Annotated in this window: 20 protein-coding genes and 3 pseudogenes; 13 read left to right on the top strand and 10 right to left on the bottom strand. The window is 67.2% G+C overall.

What is annotated here, in order from left to right; translation table 11 throughout:
* Positions 1-143 precede the first annotated feature (143 nt).
* Positions 144-932, bottom strand: a complete 789-nt coding sequence (locus tag CcI49_RS29515) for a hypothetical protein (protein WP_076831765.1) — start codon at positions 930-932, stop codon at positions 144-146.
* Positions 933-1,608: 676 nt separating this feature from the next.
* Between CcI49_RS29515 and CcI49_RS44560 the strand changes: the two are divergent.
* The 13 genes and pseudogenes from CcI49_RS44560 to CcI49_RS29455 all read left to right on the top strand — a co-directional run.
* Positions 1,609-1,773, top strand: a pseudogene (locus CcI49_RS44560) (group II intron reverse transcriptase/maturase); the annotation flags it as partial.
* Positions 1,774-2,351: 578 nt separating this feature from the next.
* Positions 2,352-3,611: a group II intron reverse transcriptase/maturase gene (gene ltrA / locus CcI49_RS29505; protein ID WP_241840300.1), complete on the top strand. Its 1,260-nt coding sequence runs from the start codon at positions 2,352-2,354 to the stop codon at positions 3,609-3,611.
* Between the two features lie 82 nt (positions 3,612-3,693).
* Complete coding sequence (ltrA, locus tag CcI49_RS29500) at positions 3,694-4,788, top strand: group II intron reverse transcriptase/maturase (protein ID WP_076831757.1); 1,095 nt, start codon at positions 3,694-3,696, stop codon at positions 4,786-4,788.
* A gap of 704 nt (positions 4,789-5,492) precedes the next feature.
* Positions 5,493-5,660 carry a hypothetical protein gene (locus CcI49_RS42275; protein ID WP_158230835.1) on the top strand — a complete coding sequence of 56 codons (168 nt, stop codon included), beginning with the start codon at positions 5,493-5,495 and terminating at the stop codon, positions 5,658-5,660.
* Complete coding sequence (locus tag CcI49_RS29490; RefSeq protein ID WP_076831749.1) at positions 5,657-5,890, top strand: hypothetical protein; 234 nt, start codon at positions 5,657-5,659, stop codon at positions 5,888-5,890. Before CcI49_RS42275 ends, CcI49_RS29490 begins: the two co-directional genes overlap by 4 nt.
* Positions 5,891-6,376: 486 nt before the next feature.
* A pseudogene (locus CcI49_RS44555) lies at positions 6,377-6,493 on the top strand (CoA transferase); the annotation flags it as partial.
* 108 nt (positions 6,494-6,601) lie between these two features.
* Positions 6,602-7,321 carry an ATP-binding cassette domain-containing protein gene (locus tag CcI49_RS29480; RefSeq protein WP_076831744.1) on the top strand — a complete coding sequence of 240 codons (720 nt, stop codon included), beginning with the start codon at positions 6,602-6,604 and terminating at the stop codon, positions 7,319-7,321.
* 206 nt (positions 7,322-7,527) lie between these two features.
* Positions 7,528-7,728 (top strand): annotated as a pseudogene (locus CcI49_RS43675) (ISAzo13 family transposase); the annotation flags it as partial.
* A gap of 139 nt (positions 7,729-7,867) precedes the next feature.
* On the top strand, positions 7,868-9,499 hold the full coding sequence (locus CcI49_RS29475) for a class I adenylate-forming enzyme family protein (protein WP_076831741.1): 1,632 nt from the start codon (positions 7,868-7,870) through the stop codon (positions 9,497-9,499).
* Positions 9,500-9,505: 6 nt separating this feature from the next.
* A complete protein-coding gene (locus tag CcI49_RS29470; protein ID WP_076831738.1) occupies positions 9,506-12,310 on the top strand; it encodes an ATP-binding cassette domain-containing protein in 2,805 nt (934 codons plus the stop codon).
* A gap of 169 nt (positions 12,311-12,479) precedes the next feature.
* Positions 12,480-13,730, top strand: a complete 1,251-nt coding sequence (locus CcI49_RS29465) for an ABC transporter substrate-binding protein (RefSeq protein WP_083749797.1) — start codon at positions 12,480-12,482, stop codon at positions 13,728-13,730.
* Positions 13,731-13,893: 163 nt separating this feature from the next.
* A complete protein-coding gene (locus tag CcI49_RS29460; protein WP_076831731.1) occupies positions 13,894-15,381 on the top strand; it encodes an AMP-binding protein in 1,488 nt (495 codons plus the stop codon).
* 151 nt (positions 15,382-15,532) lie between these two features.
* Positions 15,533-16,162, top strand: a complete 630-nt coding sequence (locus tag CcI49_RS29455; protein ID WP_076831728.1) for a TetR/AcrR family transcriptional regulator — start codon at positions 15,533-15,535, stop codon at positions 16,160-16,162.
* 106 nt (positions 16,163-16,268) lie between these two features.
* On the opposite strand, the gene CcI49_RS29450 is transcribed toward CcI49_RS29455, so the two are convergent.
* The 9 genes from CcI49_RS29450 to CcI49_RS29405 form a co-directional block, all read right to left on the bottom strand.
* Positions 16,269-17,684 (bottom strand): aromatic ring-hydroxylating dioxygenase subunit alpha, encoded by a 1,416-nt coding sequence (locus CcI49_RS29450; protein WP_076831723.1) that lies wholly within the window; start codon positions 17,682-17,684, stop codon positions 16,269-16,271.
* Between the two features lie 4 nt (positions 17,685-17,688).
* Positions 17,689-17,916, bottom strand: coding sequence for a hypothetical protein (locus tag CcI49_RS29445; RefSeq protein ID WP_076831719.1), 228 nt, complete (start codon positions 17,914-17,916; stop codon positions 17,689-17,691).
* Positions 17,917-17,973: 57 nt separating this feature from the next.
* On the bottom strand, positions 17,974-18,219 hold the full coding sequence (locus CcI49_RS29440; RefSeq protein WP_076831716.1) for a lipoyl domain-containing protein: 246 nt from the start codon (positions 18,217-18,219) through the stop codon (positions 17,974-17,976).
* Positions 18,216-19,226, bottom strand: coding sequence for a transketolase C-terminal domain-containing protein (locus tag CcI49_RS29435; protein WP_076831714.1), 1,011 nt, complete (start codon positions 19,224-19,226; stop codon positions 18,216-18,218). Before CcI49_RS29435 ends, CcI49_RS29440 begins: the two co-directional genes overlap by 4 nt.
* Entirely contained in the window at positions 19,223-20,209 is a 987-nt protein-coding gene (locus tag CcI49_RS29430) for a thiamine pyrophosphate-dependent dehydrogenase E1 component subunit alpha (protein ID WP_241840299.1), read from the bottom strand. Before CcI49_RS29430 ends, CcI49_RS29435 begins: the two co-directional genes overlap by 4 nt.
* A gap of 555 nt (positions 20,210-20,764) precedes the next feature.
* Positions 20,765-22,405, bottom strand: a complete 1,641-nt coding sequence (locus CcI49_RS29420) for a FadD3 family acyl-CoA ligase (protein ID WP_076831704.1) — start codon at positions 22,403-22,405, stop codon at positions 20,765-20,767.
* A 158-nt stretch (positions 22,406-22,563) separates the two neighbouring features.
* On the bottom strand, positions 22,564-23,655 hold the full coding sequence (locus CcI49_RS29415) for a zinc-binding dehydrogenase (RefSeq protein ID WP_076831702.1): 1,092 nt from the start codon (positions 23,653-23,655) through the stop codon (positions 22,564-22,566).
* A 14-nt stretch (positions 23,656-23,669) separates the two neighbouring features.
* The gene (locus CcI49_RS29410; RefSeq protein WP_076831699.1) at positions 23,670-24,410 is read right to left on the bottom strand and encodes an SDR family NAD(P)-dependent oxidoreductase; all 741 of its coding nucleotides are present in this window, start codon (positions 24,408-24,410) and stop codon (positions 23,670-23,672) included.
* On the bottom strand, positions 24,407-25,384 hold the full coding sequence (locus CcI49_RS29405; RefSeq protein ID WP_076831915.1) for a cyclase family protein: 978 nt from the start codon (positions 25,382-25,384) through the stop codon (positions 24,407-24,409). Before CcI49_RS29405 ends, CcI49_RS29410 begins: the two co-directional genes overlap by 4 nt.
* Positions 25,385-25,389: the final 5 nt, after the last annotated feature.

The following is a 25,389-nucleotide window of genomic DNA, read 5'->3' as shown; positions in this document are numbered from 1 at the left end:
ACACCCGCCGAACGCCCCCGATCAAGAAGCCACCCCAGGCTAGGCTCGCCCTTCACTACCTGATACGGCTTGCACGGTTCATGTGGATGTTCGAATGTGTCTGATTGCCTGTCTGGGAAGGTGGCGTCGCGTCGCCTTTTCCGTCACGAGGCCGGTGACTGTCGTGACCGGTCATCGACGGCGGCTCCGGTGTCTCGGCGCAGCTGAGCGACGAGGTTGCGTGCGGTGCCCGCGCCGACGTTAAGTCGCTTGCGGAGCGTTTCGGCGGAGATGGGGCGGTGGTGGTGTTGCCAGTGGAGGACGTCTTCGGCGCGGGCGCGGTGGAGTAGGTCCTGCTGGCGTGCGTCCCGCTGGGTCTGCCGTGATGTGGCGTCGGCTGGTTTCTGTCGGCTTTGGGTGATCGGCGGTGGCGTTACCGATGTCTGAGGCTGGTCGGCCTCCTTGGCTTCGGCTGAGGGGTAGAGGCTCCGGGGTGGTGTGGTGCTTTGGATGGCGTGGAGGAGGCCGGGTCCGACTTCTGCCCATCCAATAAGGAGAAGTGGGCCGACGGCGTCGAAGGCTGCTCTGCCGTAATGACCGGAGATGAGGGGTTCGGCGATGTTGAGGGCGAGGGTCACAGCGCTGGCGAAGATCAGTAGGTGTCGTGCGGTGCGAATGACGTCGGCGGGCCCGCCGTGCAGGGTGAGGTGGCGTGCGCCGAGGAGGAGTCCGATGACGGAGAGGTCGACTGCGGGTGCCACGAGGATCGCGACGTAGGTCGGGACCCCCAGGCGAATGCCGAGTGTGGCGACGTTGCCCAGCCCGAAGAGGAAGTTGAGTCCGACGACGGTTCCGACGATCACGGTCACCATGCGGGCAGTGCCGTTTGGACCCGCCAGGTCTACGGAACGTGTGTTCGATCCGGCTGGCGAGGTTGATGGCCGGGCGCTCACTGGGCATCGCCCCTAGTCAGGGGCCTCGTGGAGACCGGGCGTACGGCGATTTCGGGACCTTGAACCAAGATCAAACGGTTCTGTGCGCCACGAGCGCGGAGAGTGAGGCCGAACTGAGGTAGGAGGTCTTGCGCGACGCGGTGCTGTGTGGATGATGAGGGATTTGAGGCCCCTCGGAGCCGCCCGATGGGGGGAGGCTTCAAACCGCCCCAGGCTGCATTAGCTGAAGACTGTTGTGGTGAGCGTTGGGGAAAATGCGTGCCGCGAGTGCGTCAGGTGGGGACCGGGGAGACGAGCGCAAGCGAATCGCTGACGACGTGTCGTTATTTGAATAGGTGGCATCGGAACCGATGCTATAGAACCGGTCTCGGGAGGAGTCTGGTGGGTGTCCCATTTTCTGGCCAGATGGTGCTCGGCATGAAGGCGACGTGAGTCCGGTCTGCGGCTTCTACACGGAACGTGGGAAGGCGAGCGCCGACACTGCCGTCCGGGTGGGTGTCGGATGGCGAGAGGGAGCGCGCCGTACAGCAGAAACTGGAGGCGTTGAGTACTGTCGCGGCGCTCGCCGACGGACCGGCCTGTAGTAGCGACGAAGCCGCTGTAATGGGGGTGGAGTGAAGAGGCCGGCTCATCCGTGGTGGTTTGTTCGGGCAACCAGCGTGCTGGGAGGGATCGAGTGGAACCATCAAGGCCGAAAGAAAAGCCGTTTCAAATTTMGAAGGGTCTGGTGTGGGAGGCGTACCGGAGAGTCAAGGCCAATAAGGGTGCGCCGGGGGTGGATGGGCAGTCGGTTGAGGATTTCGAGAAGGATCTGAAAAACAATCTGTACAGGATCTGGAATGTGCGCAACGAATGCTGAGAGAAGGATGATTGGTAGGTAGTCACTGGATCGAAGCAGTGCTCTGTGAGAGATGGGGGATTGTTGGCCCTCCGAGATTGTCTTATGGGGGATGGTCTCAAACCACCACATGCTGCGTTGGCTGAAGACCGTCGTGGTGAGCGATGTGGAAAAGGCGCACGTGAGGCGTCAGGTGGGGGTCAGGGAGACGACTGCTGTCCGACGTGTCGAGATTTTAAAAGTGGCATCAGAACCGGGCTGGGTTCCAGAGCTCGGGATGAGTCTGGCGGGTGCCCATGTGTTGGCCAGGCGGTGTCCGGCATAGAAGCGGCGTGAACCTGACCTGCGGCTCTTGCAGGGAACGTTGGAAGGCGGGCGGAGATACGGCCTGGCTCGGGTGGCCGGGCGAGAGGGAGCGTCCCGAACGGCAGATCCGTGAGGGGTTGAGTACCGTCGCCTCGCCCGCTGGCGGACCGCCTCGTAGTAGCTGTGAAGGACCTGTAATGGGTCTGGAGCCAAGGGGGCGGCTCATCGTGGAACTTCGTCTGTGATCAACCGGCCCGATGGTCGGGAGGAGTGCGGTGAAGGAGCCAAAGTCGAAGGACAAGCCGTTTGCGATCCCGAAGCAGGCGGTGGTGGAAGCGTTCAGGAAGGTGAAAGCGAACCAGGGTGGGCCGGGGGTGGACGGCCGCACGATCGAGGACTTCGAGTCCGATCTGCGGAACAGGCTGTACGTGACGTGGAATCGGATGTCTTCGGGATCGTACTTTCCACCTCCGGTGAAGCTAGTCGAGGTACCGAAACCGCATGGCCGGGGCGTGCGCAGGCTCGGCGTGCCCACGGTTGCGGATAGGGTGGCACAGACGGTGGTGGCTGCGGAACTGGAAAAAGTGGTGGAGTCCAAGTTTCACCCGAATTCCTACGGCTACCGGCCCGGACGGTCGCCGCTGGACGCGGTCGCGGCGTGCCGGGAGCGTTGTTTCACGCACCCGTGGGTGTTTGAGATTGACATCCAAGGGTTCTTCGACAACGTTCCCCATGACCTCATCGTCAAAGCGGTGGAGGCGAACACCGACAGGAAGTGGGTAGTGCTGTACGTAAAACGGTGGCTTGTCGCACCGGTGCAGCATCCCGACGGTACCTTGGAGCGGCGGGATCGTGGGACCCCGCAGGGGTCGGCGATTTCGCCGTTGCTCGCGAATCTCTTTCTCCATTATGCGTTCGACGTGTGGATGGCCCGGGAGTTCCCGAGCCTGGCGTTCGAGCGGTTTTGTGATGACATTGTGGTCCACTGCTTCAGTGAGAAGCAGGCCAGTTATGTGGGTCGGCGGATCGCTGTCCGGTTGGGCGAGTGCGGGCTGCAACTGCATCCCGACAAGAGCAGGATCGTATACTGCCAGCAGGACGGGCGGGAGGACTCGCACGAGCACACCTCGTTCACGTTCCTTGGCTACACGTTCCAGCGGCGCTCAGCTCGGGGCGCGGACGGAGGCATTTTCAGCGGCTTCCTCCCGGCCGTCAGCAAAGACGCGATGATCAAGATGAATCGCGCCGTGCACAGCTGGCGGCTGCCTCGATGGACGACACTGTCACTGAACGAACTCGCGGCGTGGGTCAATCAGACTGTGCGCGGGTGGCTCAACTACTACGGACGGTTCTACCCGACCGCGTTGAGACCGCTTCTCCGCCGTATCAATGCCTACCTGCTGCGGTGGGTGCGCAAGAAGTACAAGCGGCTTCGGTCGTTCAACAGAGCCCTGGCATGGTGGAACGGGGTCGTGAAACGCGACCCCGGACTGTTTGCCCATTGGGAGTGGGACACCGTGTGCTGGATGACTTGATGAGAAGAGCCCGGTGACGAGAGATTGTCACGCCGGGATCTGTGGGAGCCCGGGGTGCGATTCCCTCGGGCCACCCGACCGGATGAGCTCGGGCAGCTGCTTTCCGTCTCCGGTGCGGTCGGTTGACATACCGAAGCCGGGCGGCGGGTCGAGGACGCTCGGCGTGTCGACCGTGGCCGACCGGATCGCCCAGACCGTGGTGGCGTTGACGTTGGAGCCGCGCATGGAGCAGATCTTTCATGCCGACTCCTACGGCTACCGGGTCGGACGGTCCGCGCTGGATGCGGTGGACACGTGCCGGCGACGCTGCTGGCGGAGGGACTGGGTCGTCTACCTGGACATCCAGGACTTCTTCGGCAGCTGTCCGCATGATCTGATCGTCAGGGCGGTAGAGGTCAACACCGACCAGCCGTGGGTGGTGCTGTATGTATGCCGGTGGCTGGACGCCCCGGTGTGTCACCCCGACGGCTCCCGTGCGACACCGATCCGCGGGACCCCACAAGGTTCTGCGGTGTCGCCCGTGCTCGCCAACCTGTTCCTCCACTACGCCTTTGACATGTGGATGGCCAGGGAGTATTCGAACGTCACCTTTGAGCGGTACGTGGACGATGCGGCGGTGCACTGCGCGACCCGGCGTCAGGCCGAGCAGGTACGCGCGGCGATCGGCCGGCGGCTGGAGGAGGTCGGGTTACGGTTGCACCCGACCAAAACCAAGGTCGTGTACTGCAAGGACGATGGCCGGCGGGGCTTGCATGAGCATACGTCGTTCGCGTTCCTCGGGTACACGTTCCGTCCTCGCAAGGCGTGGAACCCGGCGGCTGGGTGTGCTTTCACCTCGTTCGCTCCCGCGATCAGCAGGGACAAGCTGACGGCAAAGAAGGCCGAGGTCCGTTCCTGGCGGATCCACAGGCGTACCGGGCGGAATCTGGACGACCTCGCGACGGCGATAAACCCGATCGTGCGAGGTTGGATGAACTACTGGGGCCAGTACAACCGGTCCGAGATGTATCCGCTCCTCAGGAGCATCAACTCCTACCTGGTGCGATGGGCCCGTAAGAAACACAAGCGGCTGAGGGTGCTGAGAAACGTCCATTCGTGGTGGCTCGCGGTCGTCAAAAGAGACCGGAAGCTGTTCGCGCGCTGGGCCTGGATGCCCCATTTCTGGTTGGCTGGATGAGAAGAGCGGAGTGATGTGAGACCATCACGCTCCGTTCTGCGGGAGCCGGGGAGTGTGATTCTCCTCGGCCACCCGACTATCGTGGTGCGTTAGGTCCACTACGATGCGTGACAAAGCCCCGGCCTGGGCAAATAGGTGAAAGCTATGGGATCCGACGGTTGGTCGAATAGCAGGTGCCCAGGTCGGGCATTGATCGTTTGGTTCGATTCCCTGAACGTGCCGACGAATTTGGTTACGGATCGTAGTCGCGTGGGTTGCTCGGTCAATAAAATCGGCCGGCGAAATGGGATCATGATGTTTCGTGCGGAAGAGTTGAAACTCGCGCGGTCGTGATCCGGAAGATCCCGAGATCACTGCGGGCGAGTTGGTCGCGGGGCGTGCCTTTATCGCGTGGGACGTGTGGCGGGTCTTCCGAGGGCAGGCCGTGTAGGTAGAGCCGCGGCAGCACCTCGGCGATCTTCGGGGAGCGGCGGCACCACGAGGGCAGGATCACCGAAGAGCGGGCCGCCGGAAACCGGATGGCCGGCGAGATGGTGGATGGCAACGACGTCGCCGCGATGCTCGACGCGGTCGGTCGCCAGGGCCCGCGCCGGAGACGGCCCGACCCTGCTGGAAGCCGTCACCTATCGGTTCATGGGCCAGTACTTCGGTGACCCGCCCACATGGACGCCCGATGAGTACGCCGCGGCGCTTGCGAACGACCGGTGCTGGCGCTGCGCGCCAGGTTGCTCGCGGACGGTCTCGCCGACGAGGCCACTCTCGCCGGCATCGAGGCGGAGGCCAGGACGACGTTCGACGACGCCTCCGAAAGCCCCTATCCCGATGTCGCGGAGCTCGGCCCCGACGTGTACCGCGAGGAGGTGGCGGTGTGAGCACCGGCACGATCACGTTGCAGCAGGCGTGCTCGGAGGTCTTGGGCGAGGCGATGGCCGCCGACCCGTCGGTGTTCGTCCTCGGCGAGGACGTCGCCGACCGGCAGGGCGGCGGGTTCCGTTACCAGATCCCGCGGGTCGAGACCGCGATCCGGAAGGCACGCCGCTGCGCCTGCGGATCACGGTCAAGATGCCGAAGCCCGCGGTGTCGATGCGGGACGGCAGGCTGACGGAGTGGTTAGTTAGTCCTCGAWGGCGCCACGATCAAGGAGGCGCGCCGTCTCACCCGCCGCCCGCCAGCGCCGGGCGGAACGCCAGGGCGGAGAAGATGCCCTTTCGACGAAATGTCCCTTTTTGGGGTGTGGATACTTGATCTGGCTCTCGTGAACGTGCAATTATCTACCGGATTTAGTAGAGTCACCTCAATTCTCGAGGTCTCGTCCGGTCCACGCGTGATCGATGGGCGCGGACCGGCGCCGGAGGTCAATCCCGAGGAGAGACTCATGTTCGCGATCGTGGTTGAGGGGTGCTGATGCCGGGTCCACGGCGGGCGCGCGGGCCTGGAGATGGCCAGGCTGGGCGCGCTGCCGTTCAGCGCGATGCTGCCGATCGATCTCGGTGTCGACGTGGTGCGGGTGGACCACCCCGTCCGCGAGGCCGCGAGCGCGCTGGAGCGTGGCCGGGAAAGCCGCCGACCCCACCCGGTCGGTGCTGGGGGCCAGGACGGTTCGCTGGCGCCTCGGGCCGGCCACGACATCACCTACGCCGCGCTGACCGGGGCGCTGCGGTCGGTGGCGTGCCAAGGCGAGGCGCCGATCCCACCGCTGAGCCTCGCCGAGTCTGGGCGTCATAGTGCGGCGCGCGGGTGTCACCGAAGTTCGTTCCGGGTTCGTCCCGCCACCGGCCCTGGATGATCAGCCCGAAGTGAAGGAGAGAACGGAATGGCTCCGCTTATCGAGGCGCGAAAGTTACACGCCGGGTACCAGGGTGTGCCGGTTGTCTCTGATCTTGATGTGAAAGTGAATCCCGGCGAGATCGTGGCGTTGCTGGGTCCCAACGGCGCGGGCAAGACGACGACGTTACTCACCCTCGCCGGTGAGCTGCGTCCGATCGCCGGCGAGATTCTGGTCGACGGCGTGCCCACCCGCGCGGCCCTGCACAAGCGCGCCGCGCGCGGGCTGGCGCTCGTCCCCGAAGAGCGTTCGGTGTTCATGGGGCAGACGACCGCCGAGAATCTGAAGATCGGGCACTGCGACGTCGAGAAGGTCCTCACCCTCTTCCCGGAGCTGCGCCCGAAGCTGAAGACCACGGCAGGCCTGCTGTCCGGGGGTGAGCAACAAATGCTGTCGCTGGGACGCGCACTCGGGCGCAACCCCCGCCTGCTGCTCGCCGACGAGCTCTCGCTCGGTCTGGCCCCGCTGGTGGTGGACCGGCTGCTGGTCGCGGTGCGCGAGGCGGCCGACGCCGGGGTCGGGGTGCTGCTCGTGGAGCAGCACGTGACCAAGGTGCTGAAGGTCGCCGACCGGGTGCTGCTGCTGCGTCGGGGCAGAGTGGAGCTGTCCGGCGCGGCCGGCGAGCTGCGCTCGCGCCTGGCCGAGATCGAGGACAGCTACCTCGCCCGGCCCGGCGCCGCCGGTTCTGCGGTGGCCGCCGTCTCCTGACCGCGACCGCGGAAGCCACGCCAGCCGCTGGCGCATGCTCCGGGTCGGCCCGCTGCGGGCACCGCCGGGCCGGGGTCTTCCGATTGACCCCGAACGGCGTCCTTTTGGTTGTTCGCATTGTCTGAAGACGCATTCTCCGATCGGCGCAACCCGGATCCCGGACAACCGAAGCCGCTCCGCCGCGGCCACAGCCACCGGCTGTCGTCCGCGTCCTGCGTCGCGGTCCGTTGTTGCTGTCCGACCGGCTGCTGGTCACCGTGACCCACCACCAGTGGAAAACCAACATCAGGAGCGCACCCCGCCCGCTGGGCTCACCTCGCGGAGCCGTCAGCGACGCGACCCACGAGATGACCTCCGTTCGTGGCGGCCTCGCCCGGCACGTTCTACCCGCACCGATCACCACGTGAGACCGCGGGTCGAAAGCTTGACAAAAACGCAAAATCATTGAACTTTATGACCTGTATTACACGTCGCGTTTCGCCTGGCCGAAGGCGATCTGGCGCTATGGCCGAACCCCGGCCGGGCTGACTTGAACGGAGGGCACGCGTGCCTGTCACGCGCAAGGCGTACTGGTCTGCCGACCTTGAACCTGAACTGATCGATCTCAGCGTGGGGGAGGTGCTGGCCCAGAACGCGAGCTCCGCGGGCGACCGCGACGCGGTGCTGTGGGAGCAGGACGCACAGCTGCACCGGCTGACCTGGGGCGAGGTGTACGCGGCGGCGGTCCGGGGCGCGGCCCGCCTGCGGGAACACACGCGACCCGGTGATCGGATCGCCGTCTGGGCACCGAACAGCGTCGGGTGGTACTTGCTGGAGTTCGCCAGCGCGCTCGCCGGAACCGTGCTCGCGCCGCTGAATCCGGCCCTGCTCGACGACGAGTGCGAGTACCTGTTGCGCAGCGCGGAGGCGGTGGTGCTGTTCACCGTTCCGGAATCCGCCGGCAAGCCGCTGCTCGCGCGCGGCGAGGAACTCGCCCGCGGGCTGCCCCGGCTGCGTGAGGTGATCGATCTGGACGACTGGTCGGCCGGCGTACTCGCCGCGGCGCCGGATCCCGCGGCGGCGCCGTTGCCCACCGTGACACCCGAGAGCCCCTTTCTGGCTCAGTTCACCTCGGGCACGACCGGCCGGCCGAAAGGCGCTGTGATCAGCCATCGGGCCGCCTTCAACAGCGCCTGGCTGTCGGCGCTGCGCCAACAGCCGGCGGAGGACGAGGTCTGGTGCATTCCGCTGCCGTTGCACCACGTGGGTGGCTCGGTCAGCGCAGTGTTGGGGGCGCTGTCAACCCAGGGCGCCTACGTCGTGGTGGCCCGCCCGAGTCCTGCTGACCTGCTGCGCATTCTCGCCCGCTCACGGGCCACCTATACCGGTTTCGTGCCCATTCTCATGCAGCGGATGATTGATCATCCGGATTTCGAGCGGACCGACCTGAGCGCGCTGCGCCGGATGATGGGCGGCGGTACCTCGGTGCCGTCCAGCCTGATCCAGYGGATCGAGAAGCTGCTCGACGTTACGATTCTCATCGGCTACGGCCAGTCGGAGTCGGTCTCGATCTCGCAGACCTGGCTGGACGACCCGGCCGAGGTGAAGGCGAGGACCATCGGCCGCCCGCTGCCCCAGCGTGAGGTCAGCATCCAGCGGCTGGAATCACGCCGCCCGGACGGCACCAGCGAGATCGCCGATCTTGGGGAGATCGGGGAGATCTGCACCCGCTCCGACCTCACCATGACCGAGTATCTCAACGGAGCCGAGGCGAACGCCGAGGTCTTCGACGCGGACGGCTGGCTGCACACTGGCGACCTGGCGGCGATGGACGAGACGGGTGTGATGACGCTTCACGGCCGAGCCCGTGAGGTCATCATCCGAGGCGGCGAGAATATCTACCCCCGCGAGATCGAGGAAGCGCTGCTCGGGCATCCGCGGATCGCCCAGGTGGCGGTGGTGGGGATGCCCGACCCGGCCTGGGGTGAAAAGGTCGCCGCCTTCGTCAGGCTGACGCCGGGCGCGGATCTGAGTTCGGACGACCTTCATTCCTACGCGCGCACCGTGCTCGCGCCTTTCAAGGTGCCTGTCGTCTGGCGGCTGGTGGAGAACTTCCCGCTGACCGCCTCGCAGAAAATACGGAAAAACGTGCTCCGGGAAAATTTGGTCGCTTTGGCTGATTCCAACTTAGAAAGTTGAGCCGTTGTGGATATAGTTCGGTTCGCCTTACTTGGGTTAGGAATTGGCGCGGTGTATGCGCTGCTTGCCCAGGGGCTGGTGCTCATTTACCGCGGGTCCGGTGTCGTCAATTTCGGGCACGGCGCCCTCGCCATGGTGGGCGCGTTCGTCTACGACGAGCTCGTCCGAACTTATGAGTGGGACCAGGCGCCCGCCGCGATCGTCGGCGTGCTGGTCGGAGCCCTGCTCGGCGCGGCCACCCATCTGCTGATCATGCGGCCGCTGCGCACCGCCGCGCCGCTGGCCAAGGTTATCGCCACACTCGGCCTCATGATCATCGTGCAGGCCGCGGCGACGCTGATCTTCGGAACCACCCCGCGGTCCGTCGAGGGCTTCCTGCCGGACGACCCGCTGGACATCGGCTCGGTCACGATCGCCGCCGATCGGCTGTGGCTGCTGGGTATCGCCGTAGCCCTCACCGTGCTGCTGACCGTGACCTTCCGGTTCACCCAGCTGGGTCTCGCGACCCGGGCGATGGCTGAGAATCAGCGGGCGCTCGCCAGCCTCGGCTGGTCGCCGGACCTGATCGCGGCGCTGAACTGGTCCCTGGGCGGGGCGCTCGCCGCGTTCGCCGGTATCCTCATCGTGCCGCTCACCGGCCTCCAAGTCGCCACGTTGACCTCGCTGGTCATTGTGGCCATGGCGGTCGCCCTGCTGGCGTCGTTCACCTCCTTCCCGCTGGCGATGATCGGCGGCGTCGCCCTCGGCATCGCGCAGAGTGAGCTGAATCGATACGTCGACCAGCAGGGCATCTCGCATGCCGCGCCGTTTTTGATGATCATGCTGGTGATGGTGGTCCGCGGCAAAGGCCTGCCGTTGCGTGGCTCGCTCGTCGAGCACAAGCCGGTCGTCAGCAGTGGGCGGATCCGCTGGGCCGTCGTCGCTCCGGCATCTCTCGCGGTCGCGGTGCTGGCAGTGGCCGTCCTCAACGAGGACTGGCAGGCGGTGCTCACCTACAGCTGCGTGATCAGCATCGTGCTGCTGTCCGTGGTGGTGCTCACCGGCTACGCGGGCCAGCTGTCGCTGGCGCAGTTCACCTTCGCCGGGATCGGGGCGTACTTCTCCGGCCGGCTGGTCGCCGCGGCCCACTGGCCCTTCGAGCTCGCACTGCTGGCGGGTATCGCGGGGGCGGCTGTCGTGGGGGCGCTGTTCGCCCTGCCGGCGCTGCGGACCCGCGGGGTGAACCTGGCCGTGGTCACCCTCGGTCTCGGATCGGCCGTGCAGGCGGTGCTGTTCAACAACTCGTCCTACACCGGCGGCGAGACCGGCACCGTCGTCGGGACCCAGACGTTCTTCGGCGTCGAGCTCGACGCCGTCGCCTCGCCCGGCCGCTACGCGGTGTTCACGCTGATCTGGCTGCTGCTCGCCATGGCGGTGGTGAGCAACCTGCGCCGCAGCGCGTCCGGCCGCCGGCTGCTGGCCGTGCGCACCAACGAACGGGCCGCCGCCGCGCTGGGCGTCAACGTGTTCCGGGCGAAGATGTTCGCCTTCACGCTGTCCGCGGCGCTCGCCGGCCTCGCCGGCACGTTGCTGGCGTTCACCGCGCCGACCATCACCTACGATGTCAGCTTCGACCCGCTGCACTCGATCACGTCCATCACCCTCGCCGTCGTCGGCGGGGTGGGCTTCCTCAGCGGACCCCTCTACGGCTCCGCCCTGTCCTCCGGTGGCGTCGGCAGCCTGCTCAACGAGTACCTCGCCGCGATCGAGTCCTGGCTGGTGCTCATCGGTGGCGTGCTGCTCATCCTGCTGCTGCTTCAGGACGCCAACGGGATGGCGGCGCATAACCAGAAGGCATTCGGCACGCTCATGGGCCGGATCAGGGGGTCACGCTCGAAGGCAGCCATCGGGCCCTCCGCGCCCGGGCCCGCCGCCACCAAGGCGAATCGGGCTGGTGAGCCAGCCCCACGGCCGGCCGGCTACAGCGCCGACGCAGTCGGAGCGGCCGCCGCCCGGGACTCGGCGCGCCCGCGTGCGGACCTCGTGGTGGAGGGACTGACGGTCCGCTACGGCACGGTCGTCGCCGTCAGCGACTTCGATCTGACGGTCCGCCCCGGCGAGGTGCACGGGCTCATCGGCCCCAACGGCGCCGGGAAGACCTCCGTCATCGACGCGGTGAGCGGCTTCGCCCGTGCCGGCGGATCGGTCCGCCTCGGCTCCACCCGGCTGGACAGCCTGCCCGTCTACCAGCGTTCCCTCGCCGGGGTGGCACGTTCCTTCCAGTCTTTGGAGCTGTTCGAGGACCTCACCGTCCGGGAGAATCTGCTCGCCGCCGACCACCAGCGCAGCTTGCTCGGGCCGGTACGCGACCTCATCCGCCCCGCCCGTCAGGAGCTGCCGCCGTCCGCGGTGGACGCGCTACGCGAATTCGATCTGATGGACTGTCTCGACGAGCCCGCGGGATGCCTGCCCTACGGTCGGCGCCGGCTGGTCGCGATCGTGCGGGCTCTCGCGAGCGGGCCGGCGGTGCTCATGCTCGACGAGCCGGCCGCCGGCCTCGACGAGTCCGAGAGCGTGCATCTGGGTCGCCTGGTCCGTCAGCTCGCGGACACCTGGGGCATCGGCGTCATGCTCGTCGAACACGACATGTCGGTGGTCATGTCGGTCTGCGACCGGGTGACCGTTGTCGAGTTCGGCCGCCGGATCGCGGTGGGCAGCCCGGCGGAGGTCAGCCGCGATCCGGCCGTGCGGGCCGCATACCTGGGCGAGGCCGACACGCCGGCCCCCGCCGGAGAGGTGCCGGCGGACCAGCCGGTGGTCCTGCCGGGCTGAACCCGTCATCGACGCTGTTTTCAGGCCCGCGGCCCGCGGCTTCCGTAATTGTCGGGCCTGTTGCCCCGCCCACTCCCGACAAGATGGAAACAACCGTGGGCAGCACGTTTCAACGGCGCCTGTTCGGCGCGCGCCCGAACCAGTCAGTCAACGCACAAGGAGCACCGAAATGAGATCTCGAAAGCTCGTTGCCGTCGTCTCACCGCTGTTATTGGGGCTCGCCGTTCTGACAGGGTGTGGCGACAACGGCGACGGCGATTCCGCGAAGCCGATCGAGAGCGCCGCGGGTGGGCTTTCCGGTGAGCCCATCAAGATCGGGCAGATCGCGCCGACCGAGAACGCCGTGTACAACACCCCCGACTACATCGCCGTCGCGCGGGCGGCTGTGCGCGGGGTGAACTCTCGCGGTGGCGTCAACGGCCGGCCGCTGGAACTGGTCTACTGCAACGACGCATTCGACCCCAACAAGGCCGCGGCCTGCGCCCGGCGGTTGGTCGACGAGGGCGTCGTCGCGACCGTCAAGTCCATCATCCCGCAGGGCGGCGCGCAGGTTTCCTCCATTCTGCAGGAAGCCGGTATTCCGTCGGTCGGCCTCGGCGCGCTGGTGCCCGCCGAGTACCAGGCCCCGACGTCGTACCTGCTCGACGGCGGGCTCAGCTACCCGTACGCCGCAGCGATGATCGGTGCCGCCGAACAGGGCGCGAAGAAGGTCTACCTGGTCACTACCGACAACGCCTCGGCCGGTCCGTTCCTGGCCGCGATGGAGGCGGGTGCCCGGAAGCTGGGCATGGAGGTCGTCGGCCAGCAGAAGCTGCCGGTGACCACCGCCGACTACGCGCCGCTGGTCGCCGCCATCCAGCGCAGCGGGGCGGACAGCGCGCTCGTGGCACTGGCCCAGCAGGGTGTCGTCCAGTCGCTGCGGACCGCCGACCAGAACGGCGTCGAGGCGAAGTGGCTGCTGAACTCGGGCACGCTCACCCCGGAGGACTACTCCGAGCTGGGATCGTCCGTCGTCGAGAACATCCTCCACGGGTCGAGCGTGCTTCCGCTGGCCGAGGCGGACAACAACCCGCAGGTGAAACTGATGAAGGAGGACCTAGAGGCCGAGCTCGCCGCTGGGGACGAGGACGCGGACCAGAAGAAGCTGTTCGGCACCTCGCTGCTGGCGTGGCCGTCGGTCGTGGCCGTCGCCGAACTGCTCAAGACCGCGCCGACGGTGGACGCGGCCGGCCTGCGCACCGCGCTCGACGAGGCCAGGGACCTCGACCTGGGTGTCGTTCCTCCGTGGACGCCCAGCGCCTCGGTCTCCAAGGCCAGCCCGCGGGTCTCCAGCGCGATCGTCTACCTGGTGAAGGTCGAGGACGGCGAGCCGGTTCTCGCCTTGCCCGACCCGGTGGACGTCAGCAAGATCCTCGGCTGAGGCTGGTGTGGGCGGGCCGGCGCGTGGCGGCCCGCCCACACCATTCGACGGGCGCCCGACTCGGGACGCCCATCGACCCCTCAGACCGCCGGCCCCGCCGGCCCGCCCGAGCCCGCCGAACCGCCGACCCGCCATTCGATCGTCCCGGGAGGGATCCAGCTCGATGACCGCCATGATGTCGTACGGCCGCGCTTTGGCCTATCACGCTGAGGTTGATCCCATGCGCATGGCCATTACTGTCGGTGATGTAAGTGTAACGCGTGCTGAGCTGGAGGCGTCCTCGAACCGTCTCGCGCGGGCGCTGGCGGACCGCGGCGTCCGCGAAGCGGACCTGGTCACCCTCGCACTGCCGAACTCTGTGGCCGTCTACGACTTCACGCTCGCGGTGCTCAAGCTCGGCGCGATCCCGCAGCCGGTCTCGTCCCGGTTGCCCGTCCGGGAACTCGCGGCGATTGTCGAGCTCGCGGACCCCCGCCTGGTCGTGGGCGGCACCAGCGAGGTCGCGGGCGGGCGGCCGATACTGCCGGCGGACTACTCCGCGCCGACTGACCTGGACCCCTCGCAGTTACCCGACCGGGTGTCACCGAGCTGGAAGGCACCTACCTCGGGTGGCAGCACCGGGCGGCCGAAGCTCATCATCGACGCCACCCCGGCCCTCCTCGACCCGACCGCGCCGAACGGCTACGGCGACCAGATCGACGGCGTACAACTGGTCACCTGCCCGCTTTACCACAACGGGCCATTCGGCTATTCGATACGGGGTCTGCTGACCGGGAACCACCAGGTGGTCATGCATCGTTTCGACCCGGAGGAGACCCTGCGCCTGATAGAGCGGCACAAGGTCGACTGGACGATGATCGTGCCGTCGATGATGAACCGGATCTGGCGGCTTCCGGCGGAGACCCGGAAAAGCTACGATCTCGGTTCGCTGCGACGGATCTGGCACATGGCCGGCCCGTGCGCGCCCTGGCTGAAGGAGGCCTGGATCGACTGGCTCGGTCCCGAGCTGATCTGGGAACTGTACGGCGCGAGCGAGCAGATCGCGGCGACCGTCATCTCGGGCACCGAATGGCTGGCCCACCGCGGATCGGTGGGCCAGACGATGTTCGGGGAGATACAGATCCGCGACTCCGACGGCGAGATCGCCCCGCCCGGCACCGTCGGCGGCATCTACATGCGGGCCCCCGGCAACGCCGTCACCTACACCTACCGCGGTGCCGAGACCGACAAGGACGCCGACGGCTGGCAGACCGTCGGTGACATCGGGTGGATGGACGCCGACGGCTACCTCTACCTTTCCGACCGCCGGGTTGACATGATCGTCAGCGGGGGACAGAATATTTACCCGGCTGAGGTCGAGGCGGCGCTGGACGAGCATCCGGCCGTGCTCGGCAGCGCTGTTGTGGGTCTGCCCGACACCGACCTCGGCAACGTCACCCACGCCGTCGTCCAGATCGAGCCCGGTGCCGAACCGGATGTCGAGGAACTGCGCGCCTTCGTCGGTGAGCGGCTCGTGCGGTACAAGGTGCCACGCACGCTCGAGTTCGTCACGACCCCGCTGCGCGACGACTCCGGCAAGATCCGGCGCGGCGCGATCCGGCAGGCCCGCCTCGACCAGCTGGCCGAGGCCGCGTTCCCGGCGCGTGGATGAGCCGTCCGGGCGGGCGTCAGGTCACGAGCGGGGCGCCGAGCCATGCCCGCGTGTCTCCATCACCGTGGTCGGCGGTGAGTGAGACCACCTGAGGTGGCCGTGTCCGGACGGGCTGGGAGACCATGGGGGTCTACGACCCATCGGAGGCCTCATGACATCCGGCAGCCTGCGCAGACCGCGCCGGCCGACCTCGGAGATACGCACGGCTCTGCTGGAAGCGGGTCGGACGGTGTTTGCTGAGAATGGCTATCACCGAGCCAGCACCCGTGATATTGCCGAGCGGGCCGGCGTCGTGGAGGTTTTGCTTTTTCGGCATTTCGGGAGTAAGCGAGGCTTGTTCCGGGACGCGGTGCTCGAGCCGGTGCTCGAGGCGTGGGGCAGTTTCGAGCGGCGCTGGGCGGACGTCGAATACGAGACGATGTCCGATCTGGAGTCCGCGCGCATGTACGTCGCGACCGTCTACGACTCGCTGGTCGAGCAGCGCGAGCTGATCGTGGCGCTGCACGCGGCGGGCGTGCACGACGGGTTCGACATCGGCGCGCCGATCGACGAGATCCTGCGCCGCGACACCGCCGACATGGAGCGTACGATCGAGCAGCGCGGTTTCGTCGACGTCGACGTGTTCTGGGCCATGAGGCTGTCGTTCGGACTCATCCTCTCCGCGGCGGTCTTCGCCGACTGGTTGTACCCGGCACAGGGACGGCCGAGCCGGGAGGAGTTCATCGAGCAGATGGCCACGTACATCATCGCGGCGCTCACCCACCGCGACAAGATCAGCTGAGCCCTGTCCCGAGACCGGGAGGGCCAGCTGATCCTCTTCGCCGGCGGCCGCCGTGCGCGGCTCTGTGGCCACCGGGGTGGCCCGTGACCCGGCGGGACGTAGGGTACTACCCCGACGGACTGTCATTCATCCGCTTGGGGGCTTCCTTCCCGACTCCCAGGTACTCCTCATACAGATTATGGAAGTGCCGAATCTTGCTGTATTGGTAGACGCCGAACGTCACGCCCGAGGGCTTCGTCCGCGGCAACACGTGAAGGCCCTGTTGGACCCTCGGCATGTTGAGTTCGTCCTGGTAGAAGATCTCGGCGAGCGCACCCAGCTCCGGTGCGTCCAGGTGCGTCTCGTCGAACCCGAGGATGTGCGGCTCCGCCGGCGGGGGCCGCTCACCGGCGAACGGCTGGAGAATGTAGGTCTCCATGATCGACTGCTTGTGGTTGTCGCCGTAGGGCCGGAACCGGTAGACGATCCGGTTGTACGAGCCCCACGGGTGAAAGTTCGGGAACACCGTGTAGAAGAAAGCGTCCATCATCTCGGAGTCGCACAGCTTGTCGACCGCGTCGCCGATGATGGGACGTAGCGCGTTGCGCCCCAGCTGCGCCCCCCATGTCCGGAACGTCATCCCCTCCGGTACGAGGCTGCCCGATTCCTCAATGGGATTTCCAGAATTGAACGACACCGCCGCCATGTCGTCCTCGGACGGCGTCCAGCTCAGGCTCGTGCTCGCGACGCCGGTGACGTTGATCGCCCGGGAGTAGTGCTCGAACGCGTCGTACTGCCCCATCTCGTCGGCGGTTGCCGGGAGGATCTGGGGATGCGTCGCGATCGTGTGGTAACCTTCCATGAAGGCCTCCTGTGCGACCTTCCAGTTACACCGCAGGTACTTGACGGTGTGCACCGCGATGTAGCGGTCGGTGAGAGAGTAGCGCTCGAAATGCTGGTCGATGTCCCCGAGGAAGCTCGTCAGCGGCTGGGCCCCGTGGTCCATGTTGATGAACACGAATCCGCCCCATGTCTCCGCRCGGATCTCTTTGAGTGAGAAGTTGTCGCGGCGCACCGTCGGATAGTCCCAGCGGCTGGGAACCCGCTTGAGGGTGCCGTCGAGCTGCCAGCAGAATCCGTGATACGGACAGCGCAGTTCGGGGGTGTTGCCGCTGTGGTCCCGCAGAATCCTGCCCTGGTGCAGGCATACGTTGTAGAACGCCTTGATCGCGCCGGTCTCGGTGCGGACGACGAGGATCGATGTGTTCACGATCTCGTAGACATGCGTGTCGCCGGGGTTGGGGATCTCCTCCTCGCGGCATGCCATCTGCCACGTAACCGGCCACAGCCGCTCCTTCTCCAGCTCGTGGTATTCCCGGCTGATGTAGCGGTCGACCGGCACATCGTGGGCGCCGAGGTACCGGTCGCTCTGAAGGCGCAGTACGGGAGGCACCTCGTGCGTGTCGGTGTCGAGCACCTCCTGGTAGGAGATGCCCCGGGACCGTAACCCGCCGGGGTGCTTCGGGTCGTCCAGCTCAGTCATCGGCTCAGCCCTTCGCGGTCGCCTGATTCAGGATCCAGCGGGCGAAGATAAACCGGCACATCTGCGGATCGGCGTGACGGAGTTTGCCACCCAGCCAACGGCCGCAATTGTCGAATAATCCCCAGTGCTCGGTTTCCGGACTGACCCCGTCGGCCCACACTCGGACCCGGCCGTCGTCCTCGATGGAATACAGCCTGTTCTGCGCCAGTGGATGTCTGATCGCCTGTGCCATCGTGTCTCCCTACCCGCGATCCGGCCTTTACGGTCTACTTTTCTGAGCCGTCAACTTTCAGCCCTTGACGATTTCGGCGACGAGGGTGCCGACCGGATGCGTCGTGTCGGCCTCGACCAGCAGCCGGATTTGGCCGCCGGCTGGCGCCTCGATGTCGCTCTCGACCTTGTCCGTGCCCAGTACGTAGATGGGAGTGCCGGCTTCGACGATGTCACCGTCTTCCACCAGCCACTCGGTGACCGTTCCCTCCTCGACGCTGACGCCGGTTTTCGGGATACGGATCTCTTCGATGTTGTCGCTCATGCCGCAGCCGCCCTGCGAATAGCCGCCTCGATCTCGGGCGGGCCGATGAGATACGCGGACTCGAGTGCGCCCGCGAAGGGAACGGGAACGTGGGCGGAGCCAACCCGGACCACGGGTCCGGCGAGTTCGCCGAACAGCTCCTCGTGAATCCGCGACGAGATCTCCGCGCCGATACCGAACGGGACAGCCGCCTCGTGCGCGATGACGATCCGTCGGGTACGCGCCGCGGATTCCAGCACGGTGCGCTCGTCCCACGGGACGATCGTGCGCAGGTCGATCACCTCGACGTCGATCCCGTCCGCCGCGACCGCCCTGGCAGCGGTGAGCGCCCCGTGCACCGTCTGGGAGTACGTGACGACCGTGACGTCGGACCCGGCGCGGGCGATCCGGGCTGACCCGATCGGCACCGGCGCGGGCACGACCGGCAGCGCTTCCTTCGGACCGCCGAAGTAAAGCTTGAGGTGCTCGAGGAACAGGCAGGGATCGTCGTCCTCGATGCACGACAGCAGTAGGCCGTAGGCGTCGGACGGCGTCGCCGGCGCCACGATGCGCAGACCCGCGACATGGGCGTACTCGTTGTCCAGCAGCTCGGAGTGCTGGGCGCCGAAGCCACCGCCCGCCCCGCACACGGTGCGGACGGTGAGCGGGACGGTCGTCTGCCCGCCGGACATGTAGCGCAGCTTCGCCGCGTGGTTGGACAGCTGGTCGGCGGCGACACGCAGGAAGTTGTTCAGCATGATCTCGGCCACCGGGCGGGCACCCGCGATGGCGGCCCCGACGGCTGCCCCCACGATCGCCTGTTCGGAGATCGGCGTCGAGCGCACCCGGTCCGTTCCGTAGGCCTCGGAGAGGCCCTTGGTGACGGTCAGTACGCCACCGCCCTCGCGATCGGCGACATCCTCGCCGAACACGATGACCCGGGGGTCCCGTGCCATCGCGTCGTTGAGCGCCCGGTTCACCGCGTCGCGGAAGGTCGCCTTGGGCGTCCTGGTCAATGTCTCGGTCATGCGACCCCTCCGGGGGAGGTGGAGACGACGTCGGTGAGCAGCTCGTCGACCGACGGTTCGGGCGCGTCCAGGGCACCCTTCGCCGCCTGGCTCACCGCCGACCGCACATGGTCTTCGAGCGTGGCCACCTCGTCGGGCGATACCCCGAACTCGCTGAGCAGCCGCTCCCGCAGCCGAGGCAGCGGGTCGCGTTCCCGCGCGGCCGCCATCTCCGCCTTGTCGATGTACGCGCCGTCGTCGCCGAACTGGTGCCCGCGGAAGCGGAAGGTCACCGCCTCGATGAGCGTCGGCCCCTCGCCCGCGCGGGCGCGCTTCACCGCCTCCGTCGCCGCGTCACGCACCGCGAGGGGATCGTTCCCATCCACCCGGACGCCGGGCATGCCGTAGCCCGCGGCGCGATCGGCGACCTGGCCGGCGCTCGTGCCCGCCGCGTACGCCGTGTGCTCGGCGTAGCCGTTATTGTGGCAGACGAAGATCACCGGTAGGTTCCAGACCGAGGCGAGGTTGAGAGCCTCGTGGAAGGCTCCGATGTTGCTGGCCCCGTCCCCGAAGGAACAGGCGGTGACCCGGCCGTCGCCGTTGATCTGGGACCACAGGGCGAAGCCGTTGGCGATCGGCAGGCCGCTACCGACGACCCCCGTCGTCACCATCAGCCCGGAGCCCGGGTGGGTGATGTGCATGGGGCCGCCCTTGCCCTTGCAGGTCCCGGTCGCGCGCCCGAGGAACTCCGCCCAGAGCGCGGGCAGCGGAACCCCCTTGGCGATGTGGTCGTGAAGCCCGCGGTATGTGGTGATCAGATAGTCGGACGGGTCGAGCGCGGCGCATATCCCGGCGGCCACGGCCTCCTGACCCCGTGGCGAGTAGTAGTTGAGGACGACCTGCCCGGACTGCATCAGCTTCCAGAACCGGTCGTCGCACTCCTTGATCGTGTACATGGTGCGGTATAGATCGACCTCGGAAATGATCGTGCTACCTGGCGGCATGGTGATCCTCATCGATCCATCTGCGCTGTATCGTGCATCACATCCCATAGATAGTGTGTGCTTACTGTCTTAGTCAATACCTGACTGGTCGGATGCCTGTCCGAGGGGTCGCTCGTCAACGGCATGCAGGAGTTGTGGGCGCTCCATAGCGGAAGTGGGGGCGCCCTCGGCGAGCCGGGCGAGCTGGTGTGGACGACCGACGGGTGCGGCGGCCCGACCCCTCCCGAGGCGGAAATCCGTTCGCCGAATCCTGCCTGCGGCGAAGGGCGCCGCCATCGCGGGGCGGCACACGAACCCTGCTCCCTCGTCTGCTGCAACTGGCTGACCTACGGTGTCCGATCGCGCTGCCGCCGGGAGCTGACCCGCGGCGTCCCGCTGGGCCGCACGGTCGTGTGGTCGGACGACCTGACCTCACTGTCCTGCCCACGCTGCTGGGTCTCGCCGCGCGGGCCCGCCGCGTGGTGCGCGCCAGCCTCCTCATGGCTGTGCCCGCGAGCCTGGGACGCCACCCGGCGACAGGTCACCGCGGCGCTGTCGTGGGTGGTCGACGAAGAGCTACTGCTCGCCGCCCGGCGGGACCGTGTCGTCACCACTTGGGCGAGGCGGCCGCGGGTGGGTTTCGGCGGCGAGCTCGCGCAGCCTGGTCTTGAGAACCTTCATGCTGGCGTTGCGGGGCAGCTCATCCACGACGTGCAGCCGACGCGGGACCTTGGTGTTGGCGAGCCGGTCGCGCAGAGCGGCGAGCAGCGGTTCGGCGGCCACGGTGTGACCGGGGCGGGGTACGACGAACGCGACGGGCACCTCGCCGAGCCGCGAGTCGGGCGCGGCGACGACGGCCGCCTCGGCTACCCCGGGCTGCTGGAGGATGACCCGCTCGATCTCGGCGGGGTAGACATTGAACCCACCGACGATCACCATGTCCTTCTTGCGGTCGACGATGGACAGGAACCCGCGCTCGTCGAGCACGCCGACGTCGCCCGTGTGCAGCCAGCCGTCGGCGTCAATCGCTTCCCGGGTGGCCTGCGGGTCCTGCCAGTAGCCGGACATCACGACGTAGCCGCGGACCAGCACCTCGCCGCGTTCGCCCGGCGGGCACGGCATGCCGTCGTCGTCGACGACGCGGACCTCGATGCCGTCCGCGGCCCGCCCCACCGAACGCGCGACATCCTCGGGGGCGTCGTCCGGCCGGCACGTGCTGACCAGGGAATGCGCCTCGGTGAGACCGTAGGAGGTGATGACGACCTCGAAGCCGAGGTCCTCGCGCAGCCGGTGGACAAGCTCCACAGGGACGCCGGCCGCCGCCGGGACCGTCACCCGCAGCGACGAGAGGTCGTGTTCGTGGCGACGGGGATGGTGCATCATGTCCGTGAACAGTGTCGGCGGCCCGAGCAGGATCGACACCCGCTCGCGCTCGATGCGCGCGAGGACGTCCGCGGCGTCGAAGACGCGTTGCGGCAGGACCGTGACGCCGCGGGCGAAGCTCGCCATCCAGCCGGCCTTGTATCCGAACGTGTGGAAGAACGGCGGGACGACCAGGTAGCGGTCACCGCGGCGGAAGGTGAACACGTCGGTGAGCCAGACGAAGGCCCTCAGGCTCGCCTGGTGGTTGAGCATCACGCCCTTTGGTTGTCCGGTGGTCCCGGAGGTGAACATGATGTCCGACGTATCCTCGGGACGAACCGCGGCGACGCGGGCCAAGGCCTCGGCCTGGTCGACGGCATCGCCGGCCCGCAGGTACTCCGCCCACGGCAGCGTGTCCGGGGCGTCGCCGTCGAGAGTGACTATCCGGCCCAGCGCGGGCGGCGTGGGTGCCACCGCGCGCAGAGCGCCGATATGGTCGTGGCCCAGGAAACCCTGGGCCACGAACAGCGTGCTCGCGCCGGCCCGGTCCAGGGCGTAGGCGACCTCTTCGGCCTTCCACCGGGTGTTGAGAGGCACCAGGATGCCGCCCGCGCCGAGCACGCCGAGCGCCGCGAGGATCCACTCGGCGCTGTTGGGTGCCCAGAGTCCCACCCGGTCACCGGGTTCCACCCCGAGCGCGACGGCCGCGCGCACGGACTCGACGACAGTCTTGCCGAGGTCGGCATAGCTCCAGCGGCGGTCGCCGTCGACGATCGCCTCTTCGGAGGCGAACCGTCGCGCACTCGCCAGCACCATCGCCGGAATGCTGGCCTCCAGTAACGGTGAGTTACTCATTGGTCATCGCTTGCCTCCCTCGGGCGCCGCTCCGACGGTGCCTCTTCCGTGAACATGAGCGCCCCGAGGTGCCAGGATCTTGCCTGGCCAGCCGAGGATGATCATTGTGGCCGGTGTCTGGCACCGCGCCGGTGTCAACCATCGGCGCCGCCGATACTTCATGGCGCCACGACGCACTTGACGTGCCCAGCCATGGCCGCGGCGCGAATACCGTCCTCGGTCCGCGGGAGCGCGAAGCGACTGCCCACCAACCGGTCGAATCCCCGCTGGGTCCCGATTCGAGCCGCGATGCTCACCGTATGACGGATGTCCTCTGGCCGGTAACCCAGGCTGCCGATGACCCTCTGGTTGGCGTTGTTCAGAACGACGGGGTCAACGGGCACCTCCGCTCGGCCCGAATACAGCCCCACGATGACATATCGACCCGCGGGGGCAAGCATGCGCAAACCCTCCGCGAAGGCATCTGGCCGACCGGCCGCCTCCAGGATCACATCGGCCCCACGACCCGCGGTCAGGGCAAGGATTGACTCTCGTCTCTCCTCCGGAGTGCCCCCGTCGAGTTCGACGACGTCGGTCGCGCCCAGGTCCAGCGCCACCTTTAATCGTGCCGAGGGCCCACCGAGGACCACGATCCGCTCCGCGAGAGTGAGCGAGGCCAGCACCGTGAGTGCCAGGCCGACCGGACCGCAACCCTGGATGAGGACGGTATCACCGGCGTCTATGCCGCCGAGGCGGCGGAACGCACCCAGAGCAGTCGGCATCGCGCACCCGAAGGCGATCACCGCTTCCGGGGCAATCCCTTCGGGCACTCGAGCACACGCGGTGCTGGTTGTCAGCGTAGCCAACTCCTGGTAAGCGGCCGGGCTCGGCTGTCCCAGGGGCACGGGCCATGGGTAGCTGTCGCAGAGGATGGGTTCGTCGAGGACCACACAAGCATGGCAGCGATGGCAGTTGCTCATGGTCGACCAGTAGATGGTGTCCCCTGCCGCCAGCGGCGTCCCACTGCTGTCGGTCACGAAGCGCGCGCCGAGTTCCTCGATCGTTCCCACGCCTTCGTGCCCGAAGGTGATCGGCTGCTTCGGAGACCCGAGATCGCCGGCGAGCCGGTGCACGTCCGATCCGCAGACGCCGGCGAGTGACACCCGTACTCGCGCCTGGGCTGGTTCGAGCGACGGAATCGGAACCTCGTCAATGCGTAGCGGAATTCCTGGGCGCTCGAACACGATCACATGGTTGAGGTCGCCGTTCATCTCCTTGCCCTTCGTCAGTACTTCGTGAGGCCACCGTCGATCGMGATCGCGGCGCCGCTGATGAAGGTCGCTTGGTCAGAGAGCAGAAACGCGATCAACTCGGCGATCTCCTCGGGCTGGGCCTTCCGGTCGATGACACCTGCGACCGTGCGGGCGGAGGTGCCTGGCTTCTGTGCCGCGATCGCGAGCATGGGTGTGTCGACCAGGCCTGGCATGATGGCGGTGCATCGCACGCCGGACTCGGCCACCTGGTGCGAGATGACCCGTGACAATGCATTCACACCGCCCTTGCTCGCGGGGTACGCCGTACTCGTCAACCCGGTGACGGCGGCAGCCGACGACACGTTGACGATCGCGCCGGTTGATGCGATGAGTGCCGGCAGCGCGTACTTGCACATCAGGAAGGTGCCCCGGAGGTTCACGGCGAGGACTCGGTCGAACACTTCGTCCTCGACCGTCAGGATGGTGCCGTCGACCGGCAGGGTGATCGCCGCGGAGTTGACTACGCCGTCCAGTCGGCAGAATTCCGCGAGGGTCCGTGCGATCGCGTCTTTTACCTGCGTGGAGTCCGAGACGTCCGCCGTGAGCCTCAGCGCTCGCGAGCCGTGCTCGCCCACACTGCCGGGCGGGATCTCGTTGACATCGACCATGCTGACGCGCCAACCCGCCGCGAGGAGCCTTCTGCTGGTGGCCAGGCCGATGCCCGATCCCGCGCCGGTGACGATCGCGGTCTTCGGCTCCGTGCCGATCGTCATTTGATCGCCAGCGGGTTCACCGGTGAGCCGACGCCGCCGACGATCCGAAGCGGGGGGGCCACGAGCTGGAACTCGTAAACGCCGTCCGCGGCGCAGTCGGCGGCGAGGGCGGAGAGATCCCACAGCTCCCCGAATGGCATGCCCATGTCGCGCTGACACAGCAGGTGCATCGGGAGCATGTTGCCGGGGATGTCGGAGACGACGTCCTCGACGCCGGTATTGTCGGCGGCGACCGCGGCGATCTGGTTCTCGGAGAACCAGATCGCCGTGCGCCAGTCCAGACCCGCGGATGGTGCCTTGTCACCCGTCTGCTTGAATTTATCGACCCAGCCGGTGTGGATTACGACGATGTCGCCCGGTCGGACCTCGACGCCCTGGGCCTCGGCGACGGCGGTGAGCTCCTCGGGCAGGACGGTCCTCCCGTGAGCCGCCGCGACCGCCTCGCCGCGATGCCGTACGACGTCCAGCAGAATGCCGCGGGAGGTAATGCCCTTGGCGTCGGTCTTCTCGATGCCGAGCCGAAATGCGCCCTGGCTTGTCACCGTGCCGGAGGAAAAGCCGTTGTACAGCTTCCCCTCGTAGTACACGTGCGAAAGCGCGTCCCACTGCGAGGCAGCCTGCGTGTGCATGATGATCATGTCGTCGTTGAAACGCAGCAGATCCCTGCCCATGAATTCACCGAGTTCCCGGGCCAGAGCGTTGGCGCCCCATTCCGGCCAGAGCTCACCCGGAGCATTCACGTCGCCGCCGTCGATCGTCATGATGTGAAGCGGATTGCGCCGGAACAACAGGTCACCCTGGGGTCCGGCCGGGCTGAGGTCCAACCCCAGCGGGAACACGCTGCCCTTGCGAACCAGGCCAGCACTTTCGCGCACTTTGTCCGGCGTGATGTAGTTGAGCGCACCCAGCTCATCATCCGAACCCCACCTACCCCACGTACGGATCTCATCGGCGAGTTCGCGGAACTTCTCCATCGACA

The sequence above is a fragment of the Frankia sp. CcI49 genome, assembly GCF_001983215.1.
In the GTDB taxonomy this organism is placed as follows: domain Bacteria; phylum Actinomycetota; class Actinomycetes; order Frankiales; family Frankiaceae; genus Parafrankia; species Parafrankia irregularis.
The sequence above is the reverse complement of the archived record's forward strand: the minus strand, read 5'-3'. Positions and strand labels throughout refer to the sequence as shown.